This is a genomic window from Prevotella sp. khp1, assembly GCF_900102205.1.
GTDB lineage: Bacteria > Bacteroidota > Bacteroidia > Bacteroidales > Bacteroidaceae > Prevotella > Prevotella ruminicola.
Map to the genome: position 1 here is coordinate 959,020 of NZ_FNJZ01000001.1, position 23,606 is coordinate 982,625.

Below are 23,606 nucleotides of genomic sequence, written 5' to 3' on the forward strand. Positions count from 1 at the left end.
CGATATGAAAAAGATATATAGTATGTTATTTGCTGCCGCTGCCATCAGCTTCGGCGCAACCTCCTGCTCCGACTTCCTGGACGAGGACAACAAGACCGGTGAGACTGCCGACCTGGCCTACAACACCGTATCGGGTATCGACGGACTCATCCAGTCGGCTTATACCTACACACACGGTTGGTGGGGTAAGGAGCCATCACTGGGTCTTGCAGAAATGGGCTCAGACCTGTTCTACTTTGGCTACGACAACAAGCAGAAGTCGATGCTGAAATACGATATCTCTGCCGAGGCTCTTGGTAGCAACGTAGCCGACAACCCTTGTCTGGACGAGTATTGGGAGATGTTCTACGCTGGCGTAGATGTATGTAACAACGCCCTGAAATATGTCCCCGAGTGCAGCGTTATCGACGATAACAAGAAGGCCGCCTACCTGGGCGATGCTTACTTCCTGCGCGCTCTGTACTACTCTCAGATGGTAGCTATGTGGGGACCAATCCCTTACAATGCCGAGCCCATCAACGCGATTAACAACAACCCTGTTCGTGTGCCCGAGGCTGAGGTTTATGGTAACATCCTGAACGACCTGAAGCAGGCCATGGACAACTATAAGAAGGCAAACATCATGGATGGCAAGTCGGCCACTGCCGATGGTCGTGCCTACTACTATTCAGCCGAGGCCCTCTATGCCCGCGTAGCCCTCTACGCTGCATCTTGGTTGGGTGCCAATGCCGTTAGCGGTTATGGCAATCTCTATACCGAGGCTCTGAATGCTGCCAATGATGTGATCAACAACTCTGGCGCGAAGTTCTACAGCCGTTTCAGCGACACTTGGAATATGAACAATGAAGAGGCAACCACCAATACCGAGAACCTCTTTGCCGTTCACTACTCTAACGATCTGAACGCCGGTCGCGACAACTGCGTACCTTACCGTTTCTCAAGCGAGGGTACTGGCAATTTCAACTCACTCATCACCCGTACCGGTTATGGTCGTAACGGTGGTAGTGCCTCACTGCTGATGTTCGTATCACTCTGGAACAACGGTTGCGACGATATCGGTCCTAACGGACAGAAGAACAACTCTATCTTCTTCCGTATGGCAGCCGGTAAGACCACCATCAAGAGCAAGAGCACAGGTAAGGATGTTGAGGTTGGTAAGTACTACTCTCCTTACGGCCGTGGCTTCACCCGCTACCTGCCTTCACTCTATCTCTGGCAGATTCTGGATGAGATCAAGGGTACCGACCAGCGTTACAATGGCACCCTGCTCACCGAATATCGCGTACATCCCGACCTGGCTGGCAATGCTGCCAACTATCCTAAGATGGCCGATCAGACTTACAAGACCTACGACGAGGCTTACGCCGAGGATGGTAACTACTTCAACGGTGGTGTGATTGGTATCCAGTACGCCCTGATGGATGGTAACTCAGCCGAGGGTCAGGCTCTGCAGGCCGAGGCTAAGGACAAGTATCGCTTGCAGTTCGCATTCGGTGGCGACATTCCTGTTTACACCTCTGGCGATCCTGCTACAGCCCTGCCTACCGAGGGTGGAAAGGCTAAGAGCGATGTATATGGCGACGCCCGCTACAAGAGCGAGAAGATTGAGGGTCGCCGTTCGTTCCCTGGCATCAAGAAGTTCCTTGATGATCAGTACGAAGAGGATTATCCTACCTTCGATATCTCACACCGCGACATCATGGTACTGCGCTTAGCCGAGATGTACCTGATTAAGGCCGAGGCTGAGCTGGCAACAGGCGGCGATGCCCTGAAGACCATCAACCAGCTGCGCGCAGCCCGCGCCATCGCTGGCAAGGACAACAGCATCAGCGGTACCGTTACCATCGAGACTATCCTGAAAGAGCGCGCTATCGAGCTCTGCGGTGAGTACCAGCGCTGGTTCGACCTGAAGCGTACCCACACCCTCATCGACCACGTGAAGAAGTACAACGCCCAGGCCAGTGGCAACATTGCCCTGAAGCACTACTACCGTCCTATCCCACTCTCTGAGCTGGAGTCGGTTACCAACCGTGGCGACGCAGCTGTGACACAGGATGCAGGTGGTGTACTGCAGTACGCCTCTACTCAGGAAACCATGTGGCAGAACCCAGGCTATTAATCCAATAGCCTTGTATATAAAAAAGGAATGCGCCCCAACTGCGGAGCGCATTCTTTTTTTATCTATTGGAGTGTGATGGCCATCAGACCGATGACCACATCGTTGGATAGCGTTCGGATGGTGAGCGACTGCAAGCGTTTCTGCTGGTCGAGCGGCATCTCTAACATCTGACCAGCACCACCGGGGATTTCTCTACCGTACTCACCGCCAAGCTGGATGATGCTACCTAAGTTACGGCTCACATCGCCCGTGCTGAAGCAGACACGATACGGACGGGGCTGCGGCGCGTTAAACGCCATGCCGTCCACATAGTAGTCCTGCTCGATGGGGCACCAGTTATCTGGGTTGCGCAAGGCGAGCGTGTCGGCCGTACCATCGGTATAGGTCACAATCACCAAACCGTTGTCAATCCTGCTCTGCATGTGGTTAGTAGAACCAGCCATCAGCAGATAAGCCTTCTGGGCCTTACCCTTTAAGGGGACGGTAACGGCATCGGGGTAGTTATCCCACAAACTGGTGTAGATGATGTTCTCACCCTTTTGCGGGGTACTGAAGGGGATGCCAACCATGTTAAACACACCGTTCACGATTTTGGTACGGAACACCGAGTCGTTAATCTCAGCAGTCTTCTTAGGATGGCACCACTCACCAATGCCCTGCACGGGTATCTGCAACGTGGTGGTTTGTGGACGCGGACTGAGATATTGGTTCTTGAAGATATCAGTTACATTGGCATTGTAATACTTCGCAAGCTTAACGGGATTCAAGTCCACATCATATTCAAGAACCTGCGTTTTGGCTGTTGAACCAACCACATCCTTAAACGCGCCACCACCTAAATTCTGACGGAAGATAATTTGCAGAGGCTGACGGAAGTTCTGGGTGATTTCAACACGCACCTTGCCATTCTTTCGCGTGTACTTGTACGACAGGTAGGGCGTTTTTACGCTGGCACTATCCCACTCTGCGGGGAACCCCGGACGGATGATGCACTTGCCATCGAGTGCCTGGGGGATGATGCCAAACAAGCCTTGCAACAGCGTACGACTGCTGATGCCGATACAATCACCAAAATCGCGATAGCATTCGCCACGGGCTGCATCGTAATGACTAATCTGACCGAAGTTGGCCGGACTCTGTCCGTAGTACATCTGATCCATGATGTTGGCCTTCATCAGCTGGTAGCCCTCATCGGCACGCCCGGCCTCAAAGTAAGCCAACGCCGTGTGCATCACCTCGGCAGCAGCCAGATTATTGATGCTCCAGGCATAGGGCATCCAGTTGCTGGTTGAGATGGTTTGTAAACCCGACTGCTCCACGGGTATATGCGGAATGTTACGGGTTACCCAGTCGGTAGCCTGGTAAGCCTGTTCGATGGTGCAGGCACCACAGTCAATCGGGGTGTATATGCTCCACACGGCAGGATTATCGTGGGTGCGTTTCAAGCCCATGCCATCCTGATACTCGGCCCACACGCCTGCTTTCGACAGCCACAAACGCTGGTTCATGGCCTGCAGGATAGCTTCGGCCTCATCACGATAGGGCTGCGCATCCTCGCCAATGATTTCGGCGATACGGGCAGCCAACTTGTTGCCGCGATAGTTGTAGGCCGAACTATGAGTAACGGCACCACCACTGTAGTAGAGTGCATCGCTGGCCCAGATGCAGCAGTAGGCATCGTACAGATGGTCGCCATCGGCATCGTAGTTGCGTTTCTCCCATGCCAGATGCGACTTGAGTACAGGCCACATCTTGCGCATGTAAGCCGAGTCGGCATTGTATTGGAAATGCCACAGCAGCTCGTCGATGTAGTTCAGGTTCATATCGTAATGGTGCATCTGATCATTACGCTCTGGATTTCGACAGATGTAACCATCGCTGTACATCTGCGTGCCCCAACGCTTCTCGGCACGCGCCATGTTTAACGTTGAATCCTGCGAGGGATGCGGGATGGTGGCAGGCACATGGGTTACCTGACTCTTGGCGTAGGCATCGAAATGACTCACTGCCCTATCCTGCCAACCCAACACATCGCCCAAGTAACCGGCACGCCAACCAGCCAGCGGCATACGCCAACCGATACAACCGTGCAACCACGTTTGTCCGTCCCAATCGCCATCAGCAGCCAGCACCAGGGCACCACCTAAGGTATTGATGTAGGCATCGGGCGTAGTAAACTGTATGCGCGCAGCCAACTGCTCGTAATACTGCTGGGCAGCGGCAAACTGCTTGGCACCATCGGCAGCCGCCAGCGGTTTCATCACGTTCACATCCACCAGCATGTAAGCCGTGTTGCCATCCAGCGCCACTTCGGCGGTTTGCAGCACCTCGCCTTTGGGTTCCAGCACGCCTGGTTTATCGGCACCGATATCGCCATTGCGACTGAGCTTAGGCTGAGCAATCTCGCACACCAAAGCCTTAATACGAGCCTTGCCAGCCAATGCGGGCGACGAGAACTGCCAGATGGCCGCCTCGCTATCGGGCAAGGCGATGACACGGATGGTTAGCTGCGCCCCACCCCAGCCCGTAAGCTGATAGGTACGCTGGCCATCTACATAACTGGCCGTACAAGGACTCACCTGCTCTAGCGGATAGTCGATGCCATCCACCTCTGCCACCAGTCGGATGTTACGATGATAGCCTTTCTTTACCACGGCAAAGATGGGGCGGTCGCTGGTTTCCAGGCGCCAGTCGGTATGACTGCCGTAGAGAGCACGCGTGTAACGGTTGTTACCATCTGCACAAACAAAAGCGCCCCCCGCACCTGGCTGGTATTGCAAGGTGCGAGGAGCGGGTGTGCCATGGGGTTGGCACATAGCGGATAGCGGGACCATGCCCACTAGTCCGACTATAGCTATCTGTAGCTTATTCATTAGCAGGGGCGCTTCTTGGGCAGATTGAATGCGTCCTGCACTTCCTTCATCTGTGCGTCGGTCATGCCATCGGGCTCCGAACCCATCGACTTGGCACACATATAGATGTTGGCTGCCTTACAGAGCACGTCGGTCTGGTCGAAGGCATCCATGATATCGGTACCAACAGCCACGGTGCCATGCTTCTCCCACAGCACCACGTCGTGGGTCTTAATCTGCTCGAGTGTAGCCTCGGCCAGTGCTACCGACGATGGCATAGCGTAAGGTACGATACCGATGCCGAGTGGTGCGAATGCCAGTGTCTCGGGAATCATCGACCACAGCACGCGTGTCATCTCATCGCCCTTCAGGAAACGCTGGATATGACTCATAGCCACCAGCTCGATGGGGTGCGTATGCAGGGTAGCCTTGTAGGTAGAACCTGTCTCCAACAGATAGTTGTGCAGCGCCAGGTGTGTAGGCAGCTCCGATGTGGGTGCCACAGGCTCGTCGGCAATAATCTCGTAGCTGGCGCAGTCGTCGCAGATGCGGATAATACTACCGTTCTGCATGGGCTGCTTAGCCAGATCGCGCATACGCTTGCCTGTACCCTTGCAATAAAAATACTTTCCCTTAAGCTGAGGCAGCGTCATACCAATCTGCTTCACAGGGGCGATGGCAGGCATCTGCTTGCAGGCATCGTCCATATATTCGGTTACGTTCACGGTAATGTTACCACCGTTACGCTCAGCCCAACCTTTCTGCCAAAGATAGCCTGTTACCTCGGCTATCTGGTCAACAACCGCTTTCAAACCTTCGCGGCCGTCCAAAATGCTATTAAACTGTTTCTCCATATCTTTCTTTTGTTATTTGTTCCAATGATTTACCACGGGTGTTAGGCATGCCGATAAGACCTACCACGAGCGATGCCAGCAGCAGGGCCACCATGCAGAAGGCAGCCAGTGTAAAGCCCTCGCCATTGTCGCCATAGATAAAGGTGAACACCAGTCCCCATACAGCCGACAGGCCACGAACGATGAAGAACATCAGTCCCTGCGCACCGGCACGGAACTTGGCAGGGAACAGCTCCGAGCCCCACAAGGCGTAGAACACCTGTACCGAGCTACCGTTGTTAACACCCCACAGGATGGTGAACACCCAGATACCAGCGATGGTTGACACGCCACCACCAATGATAAGAATCCACGCGGTGAGCGCTGCTGCCAAACCGAACACATAGAAGAAGCGGTGTGCCACCTTATCAACCATAAACGAGATGATAAACGTGGTTACCACTACAAACACCCAACTAATGCAACTCAGCATGTTGGCTGCCTCGTTGCTCAGTCCGCCAGCGGTCTCGTAGATGTGTGGCATAAAGAATCCCATCACACTGGCCACCAGGTTCCAGGTAAGGTAGATGGCTGCCAGGAAAGCCACTGTCTTCACAGCAATCTTATTGGTAAAAAGCAGCTTGATGTTATCTACTATACTGCTCTGGTCCTTCTCCTTATTGGCGGTAAACTCGGCGCTCTCCTCCAGCTGGCGCTGCAGGTTCCAGGCAATGAAAGCCACCACAAACAGGGTAGCGAACACCACACGCGAAGAGAATACCTCGACAGCAGCCTGAGCCGCATCGGCACCGATGATATCGTGGGCGATAGCCTCGACCGGACCGTACAGATAACCGCCCGGCGCAAACAGCATACCGAACAGAAGGATGCACATCGGACCTACGCCCCACGACATCTGCGAGATACAGATGTTACGACCGCGGTTGTTCACCTCCGAACTCTCAGAGATATAGGTCCACGAGGCGGGCACACCGATACCTACCGAGATACCTGTTACCAGGAATCCAGCCAGCAGCATGGGGAAGTTCATCGACAGCATGATGATGAGCACACCCGTCATATACACCAGCAGGTTGTAGGTAAAGATGAACTTACGACCGAACTTATCGGCCAGGAAACCACCGATGATAGCACCGATGGCGGCACCCAGCGCATTGGCACTGAGTGCGTTCAGCCAACCTAAGTGCATCTCGCTCAAACCCAAGTAGTTCTGCCACAGCGTTACGCCACTGGCACCAGCAACGATGGCGCCTGCATCCAGGTAGTTATTGAGAGACACGGCCAGCGTGCTCTTCAGCGAACTCGACTTAGCCATCGTCTTAGCGTTTTGAAGTCACATCCTGCTCGTACTGCTGGATGGCAGCGATAAACTCCTCGCCTACAGGCACGTTGTTCTTCAGGTTGAAGTAGTCGAACACAGCACCGAAAGGCAGACTCTTAGCCTCTTCCATCAGGGCCAGACGCTCAAAGTTCTGTCCGTTGTCCTCGTACTTACGCAGCAGCTCCTTGGGCTCCAACAGGGCCTGCAGGATGCACTTCTGAGTGGCACGGGCACCGATGATATAAGCACCGATACGGTTGATTGAGGCATCGAAATAGTCGAGACCCACGTGGGCGCGATCGAGCGCATCGCTACGAACCAGCTCCTTGAACAGGTCGAGTGTCTGGTCGTTCATGATGGTTACGTGGTCAGAGTCCCAACGTACTGGGCGACTTACGTGCAGCATCAGCTCGGGCACATACATCAGCAGGGTTGATACAAAGTCGGATACGTTCTCGGTCTGCTCGTAGTGACCGGTATCGATGGTGTACATCTGCTTGCGGGTAGCACAGTAGGCGGTGTAGAAATCATGACTGCCCACGGTGTAGCTCTCCAGTCCGATACCAAACAGTTTGGCCTCGAAGCAGTTCTTTACGCCATCCAGCTTCTCCTCCATAATCTCATCGAGCGAGGCAGCCAAGATTTCGCGGTACTTCTTGCGCTGTACGGGCATGTCCTTGCTTCCATCGTGTACCCAGATGTTCATGATACAGGGATCGTTCTGCGCCTTACCCATGGCATCGGCGATACGACGGCAACGCTTGGTGTGCTCAATCCAGAAGTCGCGGATGGCCTTATCGGGGTTAGAAAGAGTGAGACTGCCGCTCTTGGGGTGCGAGAAGCTCGACGAGTTGAAGTCGAGTTTCATGTTCTGCTCCTTGGCCCAGTCGATCCAGCTCTGGAAGTGCTCCACGCCACACTGGTCGCGATCTACGAACTTTCCACCAAAGTCGCCATATATCTCGTGCAGGTTCAGGCGGTGGTTACCAGCCAGCAGGGTCTTTACAAATTCGATATCCTGGCGCACCTCGTCGATATTACGGGCACGTCCGGGGTAGTTACCAGTGGTTTGGATACCACCACTCAGGGCCTCGTTACGCTCAAAGCCCACTACATCGTCGGTCTGCCAGCAGTGCAGCGAAATCTGCTGTGCCTGCAGTTGGTTCAACACGGCGTCGGTATCAACGCCTACGGCAGCGTAGCGCTCTTTGGCTACGGCATACGCTTTTTCAATTAGTTCTGTTTTCATTGTTTTCTATTTATTATTAGTTATGTTCAGATATGTCTCGTAAGCCTTATCCCAAGCAGCCTGGTCGGTGGGTTCGTACTTCACCAGATCAAGACTGTTGGCAATGATGCGGCGCATCTCCCAGATATCTTTTACCAGTCCGGCAGCCTGGGCCTGCAGCATGATGTTGCCGATGGCGGTACCCTCTTGTGGACCGGCCAGTACGGTTGCACCGGTGGCGTTGGCGGTAAACTGGTTCAGATACTTGTTCAAACTGCCACCACCAATCACGTGCAGTGTCTTTAATTCGAATGGAGCAAACTCCTGCAGCCACTGGAACACCTGTTTGTAGCGCAAAGCCAGCGAGTCGAAGATACAACGACAGATTTCGGCCGGTGTTTCGGGCACAGGCTGATGGGTGTCGCGACAGTACTGCTGGATGGCACCAATCATGGATTTGGGCGATGCAAACAGCTGGTCGTCGGGGTTGATAATTGAGCGGAATGGCTCAACCTGCATGGCCGAACCCTGCAGCTCGGGATGCGACAACTTGCGCACCTCGTCGGGCCACTCCAGTCGGCAGCGCTCGTATAGCCACATACCACAGATATTCTTCAGGAAACGGGTGGTACCCTCTACACCGCCCTCGTTGGTAAAGTTGCGATCGTACGAGAGGTCGTTGATGATGGCATCCTTGGTCTCGATACCCATCAGGCTCCAGGTGCCACTGCTCAGGTAGGCAAACTGCTCGTTCTTGGCAGGCACGGCTGCCACAGCCGAACCGGTATCATGACCAGCCACAGCTATCACGGGCACAGCGCCCAGTCCGGTCAGCTGCTGCACCTCGTCGGTCAGCACACCAATCCGGGTGCCAGGCATCACCATCTTGCCAAACTTTGAACGATCGAGTCCAATCGATGCCAACAGGCGCTCGTCGAGCTGCTTGGTACGTGGGTCGAGCAACTGCGAGGTAGATGCGATGGTATATTCGCACACGGCCTCGCCCGTCAGCATCCAACTCAGTGCATCGGGCACAAACAGTATCTGCTTGGCGTGCTTCAGCGCGCTGTTATCCTCCTTGCGCATGGCGTAGAGCTGGAACAGCGAGTTAAAGAACATAAACTGTATGCCTGTTACATCATACACCTCTTTCTTAGTAACAACATTCTGCAGATAATCGTCCATCGCCTCGAAGGTGATGGGATCGCGGTAGGCACGCGGATTACGCAGGATGGCGTTATCCTCGCCTATCATCACAAAGTCCACACCCCAGGTATCGATACCAATGCTCACGATATCCAGTCCGCGGCGTGCCACCTCTTTCAGGCCCTTGATAATCTCGAAATACAGGGCGTAGATATCCCAGTAGTAATGACCGCCCTGCACAATCAGGTTATTGGGAAAGCGGGTCACCTCTTCCAGTTCGAATTTGTTATCGTTGATACGGCCGATGATGGTTCGACCGCTGGTAGCACCAAGGTCTACCGAAAAAAAGTATTTTTGATTATTCATATATCATATGTTGTAGTTGTTCTTTCGAAACGGGGTTCTTGGCAAAGGCCAATGGCTTGCCGTCGATGGTAAAATCTACCAGCTCGTACTTATCCGATGTCTTAACGTCGTAAGGCGTTGGGGTTTCCACCTGGATGTTACGCATCACGATGTTGTTACATCTCGACAGCGGCATGTCGTCGCGCTGCTCGGGCTTGAAGAATTGGGTCCAGGGGTGGATAAACAAAAAGCGCTTGCAGTGACCGGTGATGTTCTCAACCAGCACATACTCGTAGTGCTGCGGCGTGTCGGGACGCATTTTCAACCACAGCACACGGTCGGCACGCTCGGTGTAGCAGTTGCGCAGAATCACGTTGCGGTCGTGCAGCGACTCCGAACCCAGCGTCAGGCAGCCGTGTACCTTTCCGTAGTGACAGTTCTGAATCAGTATGCGCTCGCAATCGCCGTTGGTCTCGTCCTTGTCGGCCCAGGTTCCCTTACCGCCTTTCAGCACCACGGCATCGTCGTTCACGTGCATATAGCAGCCGTTGATGAGCACATCGGTGCAGGCGTCGATATCGATGGCATCGCTCGATGGCGCGCCACGTGTGGGGTCGGGCTCCCAGATATTCTCGGTGGGGGCATAGATGTAGCAATCCAGATAGCGCACGTGGTTGCTCTTGTACACATGGTTAGTCCAGAAGGGCGAGTTAACCAGATGCACATCCTGAATGGTGACGTTTGTTGAGTTCGACACATAGGTGAGTCGTGGGCGCTGCGCATCCTTGTTGGTACACTGGGGATTCCACTTGCGACGAATCCAGAACTCCTGCCAGTAGTTCAGTCCGTTACCATCGATGGTTCCCTTTCCACTGATGGTAAAACCGTCCAGTCTGTCGGCATTCACCAGGGCACAGAAGTAGGTGCAGGTTTCGCCCTCGATACGGGTCTTGATATAGGGGAAATCGATGATGCGATCGGAGCCCTTCAATCGTCCGATTACATGCAGGTGCGTACCCTGCTTAAAGAACAAGGCGCCTGTAAGGAAAGTGCCCTCGGGGATAACCACCACGCCACCACCCTCTTGGGCAGCACGGTCGATGACAGCCTGGATGGCCTTGGTCTGCACCACGGTAGAATCGCGACGCACACCAAAGTCGGTAATCACATACTGCTTACCCAGCTTAGCCACATCAACTTTAGTAGTATCCTTAAACCACGCGTCCATCACGGTCTGGTCGGGCCAAACCTCAACGGCGGTTTTCTTCTTGGGTTTTGCAACTCCCGTAGCAACCAGCGCCACGGCAAGCAACAAGAGCACTATTCTTCTCATTTTTCAGTTATTTGTTTTAATCGCCTACAAAATTACGGATTATTTCCGAATTAGCAGCGATACAAATTGTACTAATTGCTATCTTATCGTACGGATTTAGTTATTTTTGGCGTACAATACGCTTAATTTAACTTAGGTTTCAGCTCGTCGGGACTCTCTTTCGTAAACATATCCACTCTGGGTGCCTCGCGCTCAAACAGGTGCTGAATCACCTCGGGTGCCACACGGATGGCGGGTTTGAAATCGTCCGATGCCATGTAGCGCAGTATGCTGTAACGCAACTGTCGGGCCACGGGTCGGCGGTCCAGATTGCGGGTAATGTCCATCGTGGTCATCAGCAGGCGGCCGTTCAGTACGCGCGCCTCTAACAGCATACCCAGTTTACGACTTACGTGCCAGGTATCGATGGGCTGCACGATGGGCTGATAATCGGCGGGGAACTCGGCCATATTGATTACCTGCGCACGGTTGGTCAACTCCCACCAGTTCAGGTTCTGCCAATCGTCGGTTGGGAAATAGCCGAACACGGGATGGTTGCTCTGGATATAGGCGCCGGTGGTGTGCGGCGGGCGCATCTTAAACCACGACGTGTTCCAGAACACAGGCAGGAACGTGTGCTTTACATCGTTACCATAACGTATCTTGCCAGCGGCCGTCAGCAGCACATCGCCACCATCAGCCAGCACCTGCAGGGCCTTGGCATCGAGGGTATCAGCGAAAAACAAACTGTCACACTGTATTTTGTCACAATTCAGATCGTTGGGGTACACCCAGAAATCCCACTGGTTGCAGGCCTTACCGTTGATGGCCATCTGCAGCGTAAGTTTGGTGGGCTGCTGATAAGCGGCCAAATCCAGCTGCACCTTACCTAACTGGATGTTCTTACCAAGGGGGATGGTGGTTACAGGCAGCGTGCCAGTGTGGTCGGCTACGCGCCATGTTACCTGGGCACCACGCAACGCAGCAGCCGAGGCATTATACACCTCGATGGGCACCTCAAGGCGTTCGTTGTTGGTATATACAAACTTGGGGAACTTGGCCAGGGGCACTATGGGCGAACAGAACTGCGCCCAATCTTGCTGGTTGCAGTAGCCCTTCTCAAGCCAATGCACATTGAGCACACCCACCAGCGCGGTTCCCTGACCCGAATAGTCGTTCAGCCCCAACAACTGGAAACCGGCATAATCCTTGGTACGCAGGTTGCGCTCAATCTCGTATTTATAACACAGCGTCTGCAGTTGTCCACTAGCCTGCAGGAATTTCTCAGCCTGACTGGCCATGCCATTATCGGCCAGCAAATCGCGAAATATCTCAAAGTTCCTGGCTTTGTAGGCACCGGTGTATTGCGGTATCTCCTTGAAATCGGGGAAGGCGCACCACTGTCCCTGCTCGTGGGCAATGATGGGCGAGTTATTAGGTTCGCTTGACTTGTAATTGCGGGGGAATAGCAGCTGCTGATAATAATCATCATCGCTGCTGGGTGCATGCTTGTCCCAATCCAGTCCGCGGGCTCCAGCTTTTACGTGATACTCCGAACCATCGTCCCAAGCCCAGCCGCCACCTACCGATGCACCGCAGTACAGTCGGGTTGGGTCGTAGGCTTTCATCTGCTGCACCCACTCGTTGGTGTAAGGCACCCAGTTGCCAGCGGGCTCGTTGCCAGCCGCCATCATGCAGAACGAGGGATGATGACCGTACGCATCAATCATCCTCCGGCCCTCGTCCATCAGGTACTGATCGATGGCCATACCACTGCGCAGTTTTACGCCATGGTTGGGCCACGACGGACCCTCGGGTTGCAGATACAATCCCAGTCGATCGGCCACGGCAAAGGCGGCTTCGGGTGGACAATACGAGTGGAATCGGATGTGGTTGATGCCCCACGCCTTGCACTGCCCCAGCACACGCTCCCACGAGGCCTCGTCGGTTGGCGGATAACCCATTTCGGGGAAACAGCAGTTGCCCACCGTACCACGCAGGTACATGGGGCGATTATTAATCAGCATGCGGGCGCCGTCAATCTTCAACTCGCGCAGACCGAACGTTACGTTCACGGAGGTGCCCTGATAGTTTACGGTGCGGGTGTATAGCTGCGGATGGAACTCGTCCCAGCGCACGGTATCGCTACCCAACGGCAGGCGATAGGTAGTCTCGTTGATGGTGATGGCCACCATGCCGTTCTGCATATCGGGCACCACGCGTTTGCGCCAGATGTGCGGGCCCTGGCGCAGTTCAATCTTACCCACAATACCGTTCCAGTTGCCTTGCGTCTGGTCGGTTACGCTATGCGAATCCTGACCCACGCACACGTTCTCGATGCCATTGTACACCTGGATGGTAAGCTGGTTGGGCTTGCCGTATTTTATATAAGGTGTAACATCGTAAACATGCGGCACCGACAGCGACTGCTGATGCCCTACCCGCTGACCATTCACCATTACCGTGGTCTCGATATGCGGGCGCTCCAGGTACAGCATCACCGGCTGCCCTTTCCATTGTTTGGGCACCATCACCGTGCGCTCGTACCAGGCATTACCCACGTAATGCTTGTCGGGGGTTAGGAAGAACGGAAACTTCATCTGCCCTGCCTGGCGATAACGCGCCATGTAGGGGTTAAAATAGTAGGATGAGTCGTAGAGCGAGCTGGTCCACTTGGTGTTCACGGTTACCTCGTCGCCCTTGCCGTTTGTCAGCATCGAGCCGGGCAATCGCACCACTCCTGTTTCGCGTTCGCTACTGAACTGCCACTCGCCACTCAGGTCGATATGCTGCTGGGCCAGTGCGGGAAGCACCAGCATCAACAAGCAGCCCATTAACTTCAGTTTCATATCAATCGAGATGGAACACCTCCTGCAGAGGCTTGGTTACAGGCGAGTTGTCGGGGTTCACGTCCATAATGTCGGCCATCATGTCCCACCATTTCTGCGTGATGGGATCCACGTTGTCGGTATCCTGCGAGTTGCCCTCGCCCGAACACTCCTGATAGCCAAACAGTATGTTGGTTTCCTTGTCCCAGTAGATGCTGTAGTTGCTCACGCCGCCGTCCTTAATCATTTTTACTAATTCGGGCCAGATGGCAGCATGCCTACGCTCGTATTCCTTTTCGCAACCGGGTTTCAGCTGCATCTTAAATGCAAATCGTTTCATTTGGTTTTACGTTATTATTTATTCTTTAGGTACTTTGCTAATGCACTGTTGTTGGCGCGCAGACCCTTGGCCACGCACTGGGCGCTGGTTTTGGCACCCAGCAGCGATGTGTGGGTGTGGTCCTGCTTAAAGTATTTCTCGGCTTTGGCCTTGCTGCCACATTTCTGGTCGTAGAAGTCGGCAGCCAGATTGTGCAGATCCACAAACTCTACGCCCGTTTCCTTTACCACCTGACGGTACCAGGCACCATACGAGTCGTTGCGACGCTCTATCTTACCGTTCTCCCACTCGTTGCGCGGGGTGAGTGATACCAGAATAGGTGTAGCACCTTTTTCGCGTACGTCCTGAATAAACTTCTTCAGATACCAACCAAACGAATAAACCACCTCGTAAGAACCAACAATCGTATTCGATTTCAGCTTCTGGTCGATGATGTTCTGCTTGGCCAGATCTTCCTTAGCGGCCTTCATCTGATAAACGTGGCAGCTATCGTTGCCTGTGGCGATGGCTGCACGATATTTGGGCATATCGATGGCGCCCGTATCGTTATGACCAAACTGGATGAGCACGAAATCGCCGGGTTGCAAGCTGTTATACACCTGCTCCCAACGGCCCTCGTTCAGATAGGTACGACAGCTACGACCTGCCTTGGCGGCATTCACAATACTGATTTTGTTTTCATCAAACACCGTATTGGCCACGGCGCCCCAGCCCCACATGCCATCCTTATCCTTATCGGCATTCTTCACGGTGCTGTCGCCAGTGATAAACACCACGGGCTTACCATCGGTACGGTCCACCTGCCAGGTGTTCAGTTCCACGTTCTGCATCATCGCCTTCAGCGGGTTCAGCGCAGGGTTGCGGCTGGCCATCAGGCCCTCGGCAGCCGAACGGGCATTCATCATCGCACCAAAACGACTGGTATGAATCTTATCCAGAAAGAAGTGGTAATCGGTTTTCCAGGCACCATAGCTGTCCAGCTTTCGGCCCGATATCTCGTTCAGGTCGATAAAGGGCACGCCCTCTTCGGCAGCCACCTGCATCAGCCATTGAGTGTGGGGTTTGCGCACGATCTTGCCGTTCTCGTCGTAGGCATTACGCGGGGTGAGCGACATCAGGATGGGGTTGCCGCCCTGCGCACGTACATCATTAATATACTTACGCATGTAGCCGCCATAGGTATATACGGTTTCGTGTTCGCCCGTTTCCTTAATCACCACGTTCAGCGAGTCATCGCCCACGCCGGGGATACTGGCACGCGCACGGCCCTCGTCGTAGGGTCCGTTATCGTTATGGCCGATACTGATAATCACCCAGTCGCCCGGACGGATAGCCTGCTTGATGGGCTGCCACAACTTGTTGTAGAAGGTACGACTACTCATACCGCCAAGTGCCTGATTCTCAACGGTTATCTTATCGGCATTAAAGTATTCGTGTGCATAGTAGCCCCAGCCCCACTGACCGTTGTTACCATTACCCAAGGTACCCGTACGCATGGTTGAGTTACCTATCAGAAACAGCACTGGATTGTTACCTTTTCTACTCGAACCGGGCACGGGGCGTGCCGTCATCGCCTTGGCTATACTGTCGGGCGTGTTGTCCACCACCCCATTCACATCCTTTGGTGCCTCGGCCACCTGTGCCTGCGCGCCCAGCGCGCAAGCCATCATGCATAGTGCAAACAGTCGTTTCATCTTACAACACATCATCAAACGGAGCAGCACTTACACACTTCAGGTTCTTCTCTAACTGTGCGGTTGAGCTGGCACCTACCAATACCGATGTCACACCCTTCTGGTGCAGCACCCATGCCAGGGCCATCTCGGCCAATGTCTCATCGCGACTGGTAGCTATCTCGTTATATCTCTTCAGCTTGGCCAGCAGCTCGGGTGTCAGCATCTCCTGCTTCAGGAACTTACCCTTCGACATACGGCTGTCGGCAGGCACACCATTCAGGTAGCGGTCGGTGAGCAATCCCTGCGCCAATGGCGAGAAAGCGATAAAGCCCACACCCTTCTCGGCACAAAAATCCAGAATGCCCGTTTCCATCGGCTTACGGTCCAGCATGCTCAGTCGGCCCTGATAAATCAGCAGGGGCACGTCGTGTGCCTTCAGGTACTCGTAACCAAACTTCAGCGGCTCCAATGGCCAGTTCGAGATACCCACGTAGAGCGCCTTACCCTGGCGCACGATATCCACCAGCGCCTGCAGCGTTTCCTCGAGCGGTGTCTCAGGGTCGTAACGGTGACTGTAGAACAAATCCACGTAATCTATCTTCATGCGTTTCAGACTCTGGTCCAGGCTCGCCATCAGATATTTGCGGCTGCCCCAGTTGCCATAAGGTCCAGGCCACATATCGTAACCTGCCTTGCTCGAAATAAACAGCTCGTCGCGATAGGGTCGGAAGTCCTCGTCCATCAGTCGGCCCATGGTTTCCTCGGCCGAGCCATACACCGGTCCGTAATTGTTAGCCAGGTCGAAGTGGGTAATGCCGTGATCGAAGGCGTAGTGCGTAATCTCGCGACTGCGCTCGTAGGGGTCCACACTACCGAAGTTGTGCCAGAAGCCCAAACTCACCTTTGGCAGCAACACACCCGAGCGCCCGCAGCGCTCAAACTCCATCCCATTATCATAGCGGTTCTTATCCGCAAAGTAATTTTCCTTCATAGATAGTTAATGTTTTAGTAATTTTGCTGCAAAGATAGCGAATTTTGGCTATACCTAATAAGAATATCGTTCATTTTTGTACAAATTTGTATCTTTTCGGATAGTTTTCGAACTATACTACCATGTTTATATCTAAATTTGCAGCAGGATTATCACTCATACAAAGGAATATGAAGAGAATTATCATAACATTATGCCTACTAACGGTCATAACGACCATAGAAGCCCAGCGTAAATATGAGTTGGGCGAGCCCCATCAGGTGACATGGTTCGACGGACAACATCCGATAACGTATCAGATACCCAAGAAGGTAGAACCCGTGGTGAAGACAGCCCTCGATATGTGGATGGGCGACATGCAACAAGTAACGGGCATGCGCCCTCAGGCTTCGGCAAGCGGAATCATTAAAGTTTCCCATAACGCTTCGTTACCTCATGACGGTTTTCGAATTCAGGTAAAGAAAGGAAGGATTCTGATTGAAGGCGGCAATGGGCGCGGCATGGCCTATGGGCTATTGGAATTATCTCGACTGGCAGGCGTATCGCCTTGGATATGGTGGGGCGATGTGGTGCCAGAAAAGAAGAATCGACTGGTGATGAATGATGATTTCGAAACCGAACAACACCCTAGCGTAGCATATCGTGGTATTTTCTTAAACGACGAGGACTGGAGTCTGCGCCCTTGGAGCCACAAAACCTATGAGCCATCAGAAAAAAAGCAGATTGGCCCGAAAACCTATCGGAAAATATTCGAACTGATGCTACGCCTGCGCGCCAACACCATCTGGCCCGCCATGCATCCTGGCACAACAGCCTTCTTCAAGATTCCTGGCGCTAAAGCTATCGCCGACTCGTGTGGTATGGTGATTGGCACATCGCATTGCGAACCATTACTACGCAATAATGTTGATGAGTGGAATACTGCAGAACGTGGTGCCTTTAACTATCGCACCAATCGGCAACAAGTGCACCAATATTGGACAGAACGCCTACAAGAGGTTAAAAAGTCGAAAGACAATATGTTCACCATTGGTATGCGCGGCATACACGACAGCTCGATGGAAGGCTACAAAACCGAAGAAGAGAAATTCGAAGCCCTGCAGCAGGTTATCAACGACCAGCAGGAACTACTACGCAAACATATTGGCGACCCATCAAAACTCATGCAGGTATTCGTACCTTATAAAGAAGTATTACAGCTATACGAGAAGGGATTGCAAGTACCCGATAATGTGACACTAATGTGGTGCGACGATAACTATGGCTACATGACGCGCCTGTCGGATGCCAACGAGCAGCAGCGCCCAGGCGGTGCAGGTGTGTATTACCACCTGAGCTATTGGGGCCGCCCTCACGATTACCTGTGGCTAACCACTACGCAGCCAGGGCTCATCTATCACGAAATGTGCGAAGCCTACCATCACAACGTACGCAAACTTTGGATAGCCAACGTACACGATCCGAAGGTGGCTGCCTACGATTTGGAGTTGTTTCTCGATCTGGCCTGGAACATCAACTGTGTTGAAGGTCATACACTCACCAAACATCTGGAGTCTTGGCTATGCCGACAGTTTGGTCAAGAAGCCGGAAAGCGCCTCCTACCCGTGATGCACGAGTTTTACCGCCTTTGTGGTGAGCGCCGACCTGAGTTTATGGGCTACACACAAGTGGAACTCGACAAGAAGAAATACCCCCGCGGACTCTCTGCTGTTGGCGATATTCCCCTTTCAGCTATCGAGGCAGCCCAGCGTCTGTCAGCATTCCAACACCTCAAGGCCGAAATTATGGCCATTCGTATGCTCGTTCGTTCTGAATTAAACGATGCATTCTTTGCAGCTATCGAGTATCCCGTATTTGCCACAATAGCCATGAACACCAAGATTCTTGGCGACTCAACAGAGAGCCATCGCGCTTACGAAGAGATACAAGCACTTACCAAGCGATACAACGAGATGAACGGAGGAAAATGGCGCTATCTGATGGATGCCGCCCCACGCAAACTGCCGGTATTTGATAACGTACATGCCCAACTTACAGGAACCAATCCGCCATGCATCCTGATGCGTCAGGCCGCTGATTACCAATCAGCCTCTGAGGGCATACGTACCATTCAAATGCTAGGTCATTCCATGAATGCTGTGGCCTTACCTCAGAATGGTGCACTTAGCTATACCATAGATATTGCCTCTGAGGGCGATTACATTTTACAGACAGCCCTGATACCCACTCAACCTAACGACCATGGCGATTTGCGATTCAGCGTAAGCCTTGACAACGGGCAGTCAGTAGTTTATTCGCTCAAAGAACCTTTCCGCTCCGAACGCTGGAAACAGAATGTGCTCAGCGGACAGGCTATACGCGATACAAAACTGCATCTGCAGCAAGGTCGTCACACCATTACGGTGCGTGCCCTCGATAACCATATTGTTTTCGATCAACTACGTATATTCAAATCATTCTAACTTATGATAAAAAAGGAAACTATTGACTTGCACTCATGGCTGTTCGAAACATTTTTCCATGTCTATGAAACAAAAACCTATGGTAGTTCCAGGAATTTTGTTTAATTTTGCAGCAAAATGATACGATATGAGACAAATATTACTATCTTTGCTACTAATCGTCATGCCATTGATGGCGCATGGACAGGCAGGCCAATTCTTCCCGTCAGAACGTTTTTCAAGCGGTCTGATTAACGATGTGTGCCAGGACAAATATGGCTACATCTGGATTGCGACCGAGAACGGACTCAACAAGTTCGACGGCTATCGGTTCACCACCTATCTGTCGCTTCCCGACGATTCTACCACATTGAGCAGTAATATCGTTACCAGACTCTATTGCGACAAAAAGGGGCAGCTCTGGGTGGGGACAAGAACCGGCCTCTCGCGTTACGACTACGCCAGCAATCGTTTCATCCAATACACATTTCCTACGCCAAACAAACCACGCATCATATCCGTCCTTGAACGTAAGAACGGCGAATTTCTGTTTGGCACATCAGGAATGGGACTTTATGATCTGAAAGACAACACCCTGCACAAAGTGCCGGATGGGCATACCACCCAAAGTGGCAACTGGTATTTCAATCAGATGATGGAAGATAGTCACGGCCGTTTCTGGAAGTGTGGCTATGGCGAAGAAATCACGATGAAGGATCAGCATCAAGTACATCAGTTCTTTGTCCAACAAGGCATTGTAGTCAAGATGGTGGAGATCAATGGCGACATTCTCGTTATTTGTCAGCATGGCATCAATCGCTATCACCAAGGCCAAATGACTAAGGCTGATATCGACCTCACAGCCCTTGGAGGCGACAATGTGGGTATCAGTAGTGCATTCCAAAGTAGGAATGGCAACATATATATTGGTACGCGAGGCGACGGTCTGTTCATACTGAAGAAAGGCAGTAAGAAGCTGGAGCGCGTTGAATGCCAACTCAACGGTTTGGATCTGAACACGGCCAAGATCTGGTGTATCTACGAAGACCGCATTGGCAACATTTGGTTAGGCTGCCAGTCAAAAGGTCTGGTCATGATACCTCGCATCCAGCCCCAGTTCTCGTCATGGAGTTTTTCGTCGCAAGGCTATCGCATCAGTTCCACCATTACCTCCATCTGCAAAGGCGATCAGGACATGGTTTGGGCTGTTGTACAAGGCAACGGCGTGTATGGATTCGACAAGCGTGGCCATATTGTGTCACACCCTGCATCACCGCCATCGGCCGAATTAATCTACCGCGACCGCAAGAAACGCTACTGGATAGGCACTGATAAAGCGCTTTATTCGTACGACCCGCTGACAGGCAGATCGCAATATCAGGCATCCTTTGTTTGCGACAAGCTGAACGACATGACGGATTTAGGCGATGGGCGATTGTTTATTTCCCTATACTCGCGTGGTTTCTGTATTTACAACCCAGAAGACCACTCCGTACGCAAATTTCTGGCCACAGAGCACGATGCTGTAAGAGGACAACTTCATAACAACTGGATTATGGCGATGATGCCCGACAGGAATGGCTATATATGGATGGCCACATCTGCAGGTATCTCATGCTACGACCCACAAGACGACAATTTCCATCCTTACGGTTGGAATAGTCTACTTGAAGGCACCATGTGTTATTCGCTTTGTGAGACCCAAAACGGCGATATACTCATCGGCACCGACCAGGGGCTTTTCACCTACCATCTTGGCGACCAGCAAGTATCCCGATTCGGTTATGGCGATGGTCTGTCCAACAAAGTAGTGGGTTATATTGTAAAAGCCAACAATGGCGACATCTGGTGCGCCACCTCAATGGGTATCTGGCAATTCGATCAACAAAGAAAGAACTTCATTGGCCATGTTATCGGTAACGGACTTACCACCAAGGAATACATTAACTGCGTTGGCATGCATACCAGCGACGACATGATATACTTTGCCAACAACGACGGTTTAACGGTGTTCAACTCCACACGTGCAACCGGCTGCCACAAAGATCTGCCCCCCATCAAGCTAACAGGTTTCTTCGTTGCAGGCAACCCCATGACCAACGGCCCCGTGATTGAAACCGACGCCTATCAGGTATCGTATCTTGACAACAGCATTACACTCGAGTTCTCGCTGCTTGATTTCGTAAGTCCCTACAATATTATTTACGAATATCAAATCAACGGTTCGAAATGGATACAGAAAGCCGAGGGCGAGAACAGTATCCAGCTAAACCATCTGCAGCCAGGCATATACAAGATTGAAGTAAGAGCCCTCTCAGCGGGTGTTTACTCTGAGATAAAAACCATAACGGTTAAGGTAACCCCTCCCTGGTATCAGTCAACCTGGGCCCACATCTTCTATCTGTTAGTTGGTGTGTTATTATTGGTAGCCCTGGTGTTGAGCCTTCGCCGCAAGGCCCATCAGCGAATGGACGAGGAGAAGATGAAGTTCCTGATGAATGCCACTCACGACATCCGCTCGCCGCTCACACTGATTATGGGTCCTCTGGCCAAGTTAAAAAGCATTGCCACAAACAGCGAAGAGCAGGTTTATATCGACACGATCGACCGGAATGCCCAGCGCCTGATGGTACTGGTGAACCAGATACTGGACGAGCGACGTATCGACAAGAACCAGATGCAGCTGCACTGCAGGGAGACTAATCTCGTGGAGTTTATCAGCGGCATCTGTAAGCTATACCAATACAACGCCAACCAGCGTAACATCACCTTCCTGTTCGAACACGAGAAAAACCATGTATTGGCATGGGTAGATCGCATCAACTTCGACAAGGTTATCTCTAACCTACTCTCAAACGCCTTCAAATACACCTTCGACGGCGGCGAGGTAAAAGTGGTTCTGCGCGAAACGGAGAAAGAAATCGAGATACAGGTGATCGACTCTGGTGTGGGCATCAAAGAAGAAGAGGCCGAAAGACTGTTCGACCGCTTCTATCAGGGACGTAATGCCGACGACCTTGGCATGCAGGGCACAGGAATTGGACTGAATCTCAGTCGCTCCATCACCCAAATGCACGGCGGAAAGATAAAAGCCACCAATCGTAAGGATGGCGAGCGAGGTGCCTGCTTCACGGTAACCATTCCAAAGGGATATGGCCATCTGAAACCTGAACAGATTATCACCGACGCCCCTGCCCGCGAGATTCTGTCTAGAGGTGCAAGCGCCCGACAAGCATTCCACCAGTTCCATATCCTTGTGGTTGACGACGATCAGGAGATTGCCGACTACATCAACAACGAACTGGGCAACCACTACAAATTCGACCATGCCCCGAATGGAAAAGAGGCGCTTAAAATCCTTCTCACCCAACAGTACGACCTGGTTATCAGCGATGTGATGATGCCCGAGATGGACGGACTCACCTTACTGAAACGTATCAAAGATAATCCTCAGATTTCGCAGATTCCAGTAATCATGCTCACCTCGAAAGCCGAAGTAGAGCACAAGCTCGAAGGTCTGAAGTCGGGTGCCGACGCCTATATTGCCAAGCCGTTCAGTATGGAGGAGCTTCATATCCAGATTGACAATCTGATTGACAACGTCCGCCGCCTGCGTGGTAAATTCAGCGGAGCCATGCAACAGGAGGAGCGCGTGGAGAAAATTCAGGTTAAAGGCAACGACGATGCGCTGATGGAACGTGTGATGCACTCAATCAATGCCAACCTGTCGGATCCCGAATTCAATATCGACACGCTGGCTGCCGACGTGGGTATCAGTCGTGCACAACTGCATCGCAAGATGAAGGAGATTACCGGCATCTCCAGTGGTAAGTTCCTGCGCAACCTGCGCATGGAGCAAGCCGCCCGCCTGCTGCGCGAAAGCAAGGTAAACGTTTCACAGGTTGCCTTCAAGGTAGGTTATGCCGATCAGGCCCATTTCTCTACCGCCTTTAAGACACATTTCGGCATGTCGCCCTCGGAATACATCGAGACACATAAGGAGTAGCATCCTGCAAGAACAGGGACATTTGTATCGGTATTTTGCGATTTTGTTGCAAAATACCGATATATTATATATTGCACAATAATCGCAGGGCTATGCAACAAATTCCTTGCAACAAAAACATATTTTTGCCTTACCTTTGCGGCAGAT

The 23,606-nt window shown here is 52.4% G+C and carries 13 protein-coding genes; 3 read left to right on the plus strand and 10 right to left on the minus strand.

Annotation, left to right across the window (positions count from 1 at the left end):
* Positions 1-4: 4 nt before the first annotated feature.
* Complete coding sequence (locus BLR73_RS04145) at positions 5-2,119, plus strand: RagB/SusD family nutrient uptake outer membrane protein (protein WP_033150214.1); 2,115 nt, start codon at positions 5-7, stop codon at positions 2,117-2,119.
* 62 nt (positions 2,120-2,181) lie between these two features.
* Here BLR73_RS04145 and BLR73_RS04150 read toward each other — a convergent pair whose 3' ends face one another.
* From BLR73_RS04150 to BLR73_RS04195, 10 genes are all read right to left on the minus strand, one after another.
* A complete protein-coding gene (locus BLR73_RS04150; RefSeq protein ID WP_091859246.1) occupies positions 2,182-4,992 on the minus strand; it encodes a DUF4450 domain-containing protein in 2,811 nt (936 codons plus the stop codon).
* On the minus strand, positions 4,992-5,825 hold the full coding sequence (gene rhaD, locus BLR73_RS04155) for a rhamnulose-1-phosphate aldolase (RefSeq protein WP_036908833.1): 834 nt from the start codon (positions 5,823-5,825) through the stop codon (positions 4,992-4,994). Before rhaD ends, BLR73_RS04150 begins: the two co-directional genes overlap by 1 nt.
* Entirely contained in the window at positions 5,809-7,140 is a 1,332-nt protein-coding gene (locus BLR73_RS04160; protein ID WP_091859248.1) for an MFS transporter, read from the minus strand. The genes rhaD and BLR73_RS04160 overlap by 17 nt, the downstream gene beginning before the upstream one ends.
* A 4-nt stretch (positions 7,141-7,144) precedes the next feature.
* Positions 7,145-8,395 carry an L-rhamnose isomerase gene (locus BLR73_RS04165; protein ID WP_074832959.1) on the minus strand — a complete coding sequence of 417 codons (1,251 nt, stop codon included), beginning with the start codon at positions 8,393-8,395 and terminating at the stop codon, positions 7,145-7,147.
* Positions 8,396-8,401: 6 nt separating this feature from the next.
* On the minus strand, positions 8,402-9,886 hold the full coding sequence (locus BLR73_RS04170) for a rhamnulokinase (RefSeq protein ID WP_091859251.1): 1,485 nt from the start codon (positions 9,884-9,886) through the stop codon (positions 8,402-8,404).
* Positions 9,879-11,198, minus strand: coding sequence for a glycoside hydrolase family 28 protein (locus BLR73_RS04175; protein WP_233456418.1), 1,320 nt, complete (start codon positions 11,196-11,198; stop codon positions 9,879-9,881). Before BLR73_RS04175 ends, BLR73_RS04170 begins: the two co-directional genes overlap by 8 nt.
* Positions 11,199-11,320: 122 nt before the next feature.
* Complete coding sequence (locus BLR73_RS04180) at positions 11,321-14,026, minus strand: sugar-binding domain-containing protein (protein ID WP_091859253.1); 2,706 nt, start codon at positions 14,024-14,026, stop codon at positions 11,321-11,323.
* A 1-nt stretch (position 14,027) separates the two neighbouring features.
* Positions 14,028-14,345, minus strand: a complete 318-nt coding sequence (rhaM, locus tag BLR73_RS04185) for an L-rhamnose mutarotase (protein ID WP_033149893.1) — start codon at positions 14,343-14,345, stop codon at positions 14,028-14,030.
* A 14-nt stretch (positions 14,346-14,359) separates the two neighbouring features.
* On the minus strand, positions 14,360-16,039 hold the full coding sequence (locus BLR73_RS04190) for a rhamnogalacturonan acetylesterase (RefSeq protein WP_369821130.1): 1,680 nt from the start codon (positions 16,037-16,039) through the stop codon (positions 14,360-14,362).
* 1 nt (position 16,040) lies between these two features.
* Entirely contained in the window at positions 16,041-17,012 is a 972-nt protein-coding gene (locus tag BLR73_RS04195; protein ID WP_033149891.1) for an aldo/keto reductase, read from the minus strand.
* 170 nt (positions 17,013-17,182) lie between these two features.
* On the opposite strand from BLR73_RS04195, the gene BLR73_RS04200 reads away from it, so the two are divergent.
* Complete coding sequence (locus BLR73_RS04200) at positions 17,183-19,474, plus strand: glycosyl hydrolase 115 family protein (protein ID WP_091859259.1); 2,292 nt, start codon at positions 17,183-17,185, stop codon at positions 19,472-19,474.
* A gap of 127 nt (positions 19,475-19,601) precedes the next feature.
* On the plus strand, positions 19,602-23,459 hold the full coding sequence (locus BLR73_RS04205) for a hybrid sensor histidine kinase/response regulator transcription factor (RefSeq protein WP_091859262.1): 3,858 nt from the start codon (positions 19,602-19,604) through the stop codon (positions 23,457-23,459).
* Positions 23,460-23,606: the final 147 nt, after the last annotated feature.

Coding starts and splice junctions, on each gene's coding strand:
- BLR73_RS04145 (WP_033150214.1), top strand. CDS start 5: ATGAAAAAGATATATAGTATGTTATTTGCTGCCGCTGCCATCAGCTTC.
- BLR73_RS04150 (WP_091859246.1), bottom strand. CDS start 4,992: ATGAATAAGCTACAGATAGCTATAGTCGGACTAGTGGGCATGGTCCCG.
- rhaD (WP_036908833.1), bottom strand. CDS start 5,825: ATGGAGAAACAGTTTAATAGCATTTTGGACGGCCGCGAAGGTTTGAAA.
- BLR73_RS04160 (WP_091859248.1), bottom strand. CDS start 7,140: ATGGCTAAGTCGAGTTCGCTGAAGAGCACGCTGGCCGTGTCTCTCAAT.
- BLR73_RS04165 (WP_074832959.1), bottom strand. CDS start 8,395: ATGAAAACAGAACTAATTGAAAAAGCGTATGCCGTAGCCAAAGAGCGC.
- BLR73_RS04170 (WP_091859251.1), bottom strand. CDS start 9,886: ATGAATAATCAAAAATACTTTTTTTCGGTAGACCTTGGTGCTACCAGC.
- BLR73_RS04175 (WP_233456418.1), bottom strand. CDS start 11,198: ATGAGAAGAATAGTGCTCTTGTTGCTTGCCGTGGCGCTGGTTGCTACG.
- BLR73_RS04180 (WP_091859253.1), bottom strand. CDS start 14,026: ATGAAACTGAAGTTAATGGGCTGCTTGTTGATGCTGGTGCTTCCCGCA.
- rhaM (WP_033149893.1), bottom strand. CDS start 14,345: ATGAAACGATTTGCATTTAAGATGCAGCTGAAACCCGGTTGCGAAAAG.
- BLR73_RS04190 (WP_369821130.1), bottom strand. CDS start 16,039: ATGAAACGACTGTTTGCACTATGCATGATGGCTTGCGCGCTGGGCGCG.
- BLR73_RS04195 (WP_033149891.1), bottom strand. CDS start 17,012: ATGAAGGAAAATTACTTTGCGGATAAGAACCGCTATGATAATGGGATG.
- BLR73_RS04200 (WP_091859259.1), top strand. CDS start 17,183: ATGAAGAGAATTATCATAACATTATGCCTACTAACGGTCATAACGACC.
- BLR73_RS04205 (WP_091859262.1), top strand. CDS start 19,602: ATGAGACAAATATTACTATCTTTGCTACTAATCGTCATGCCATTGATG.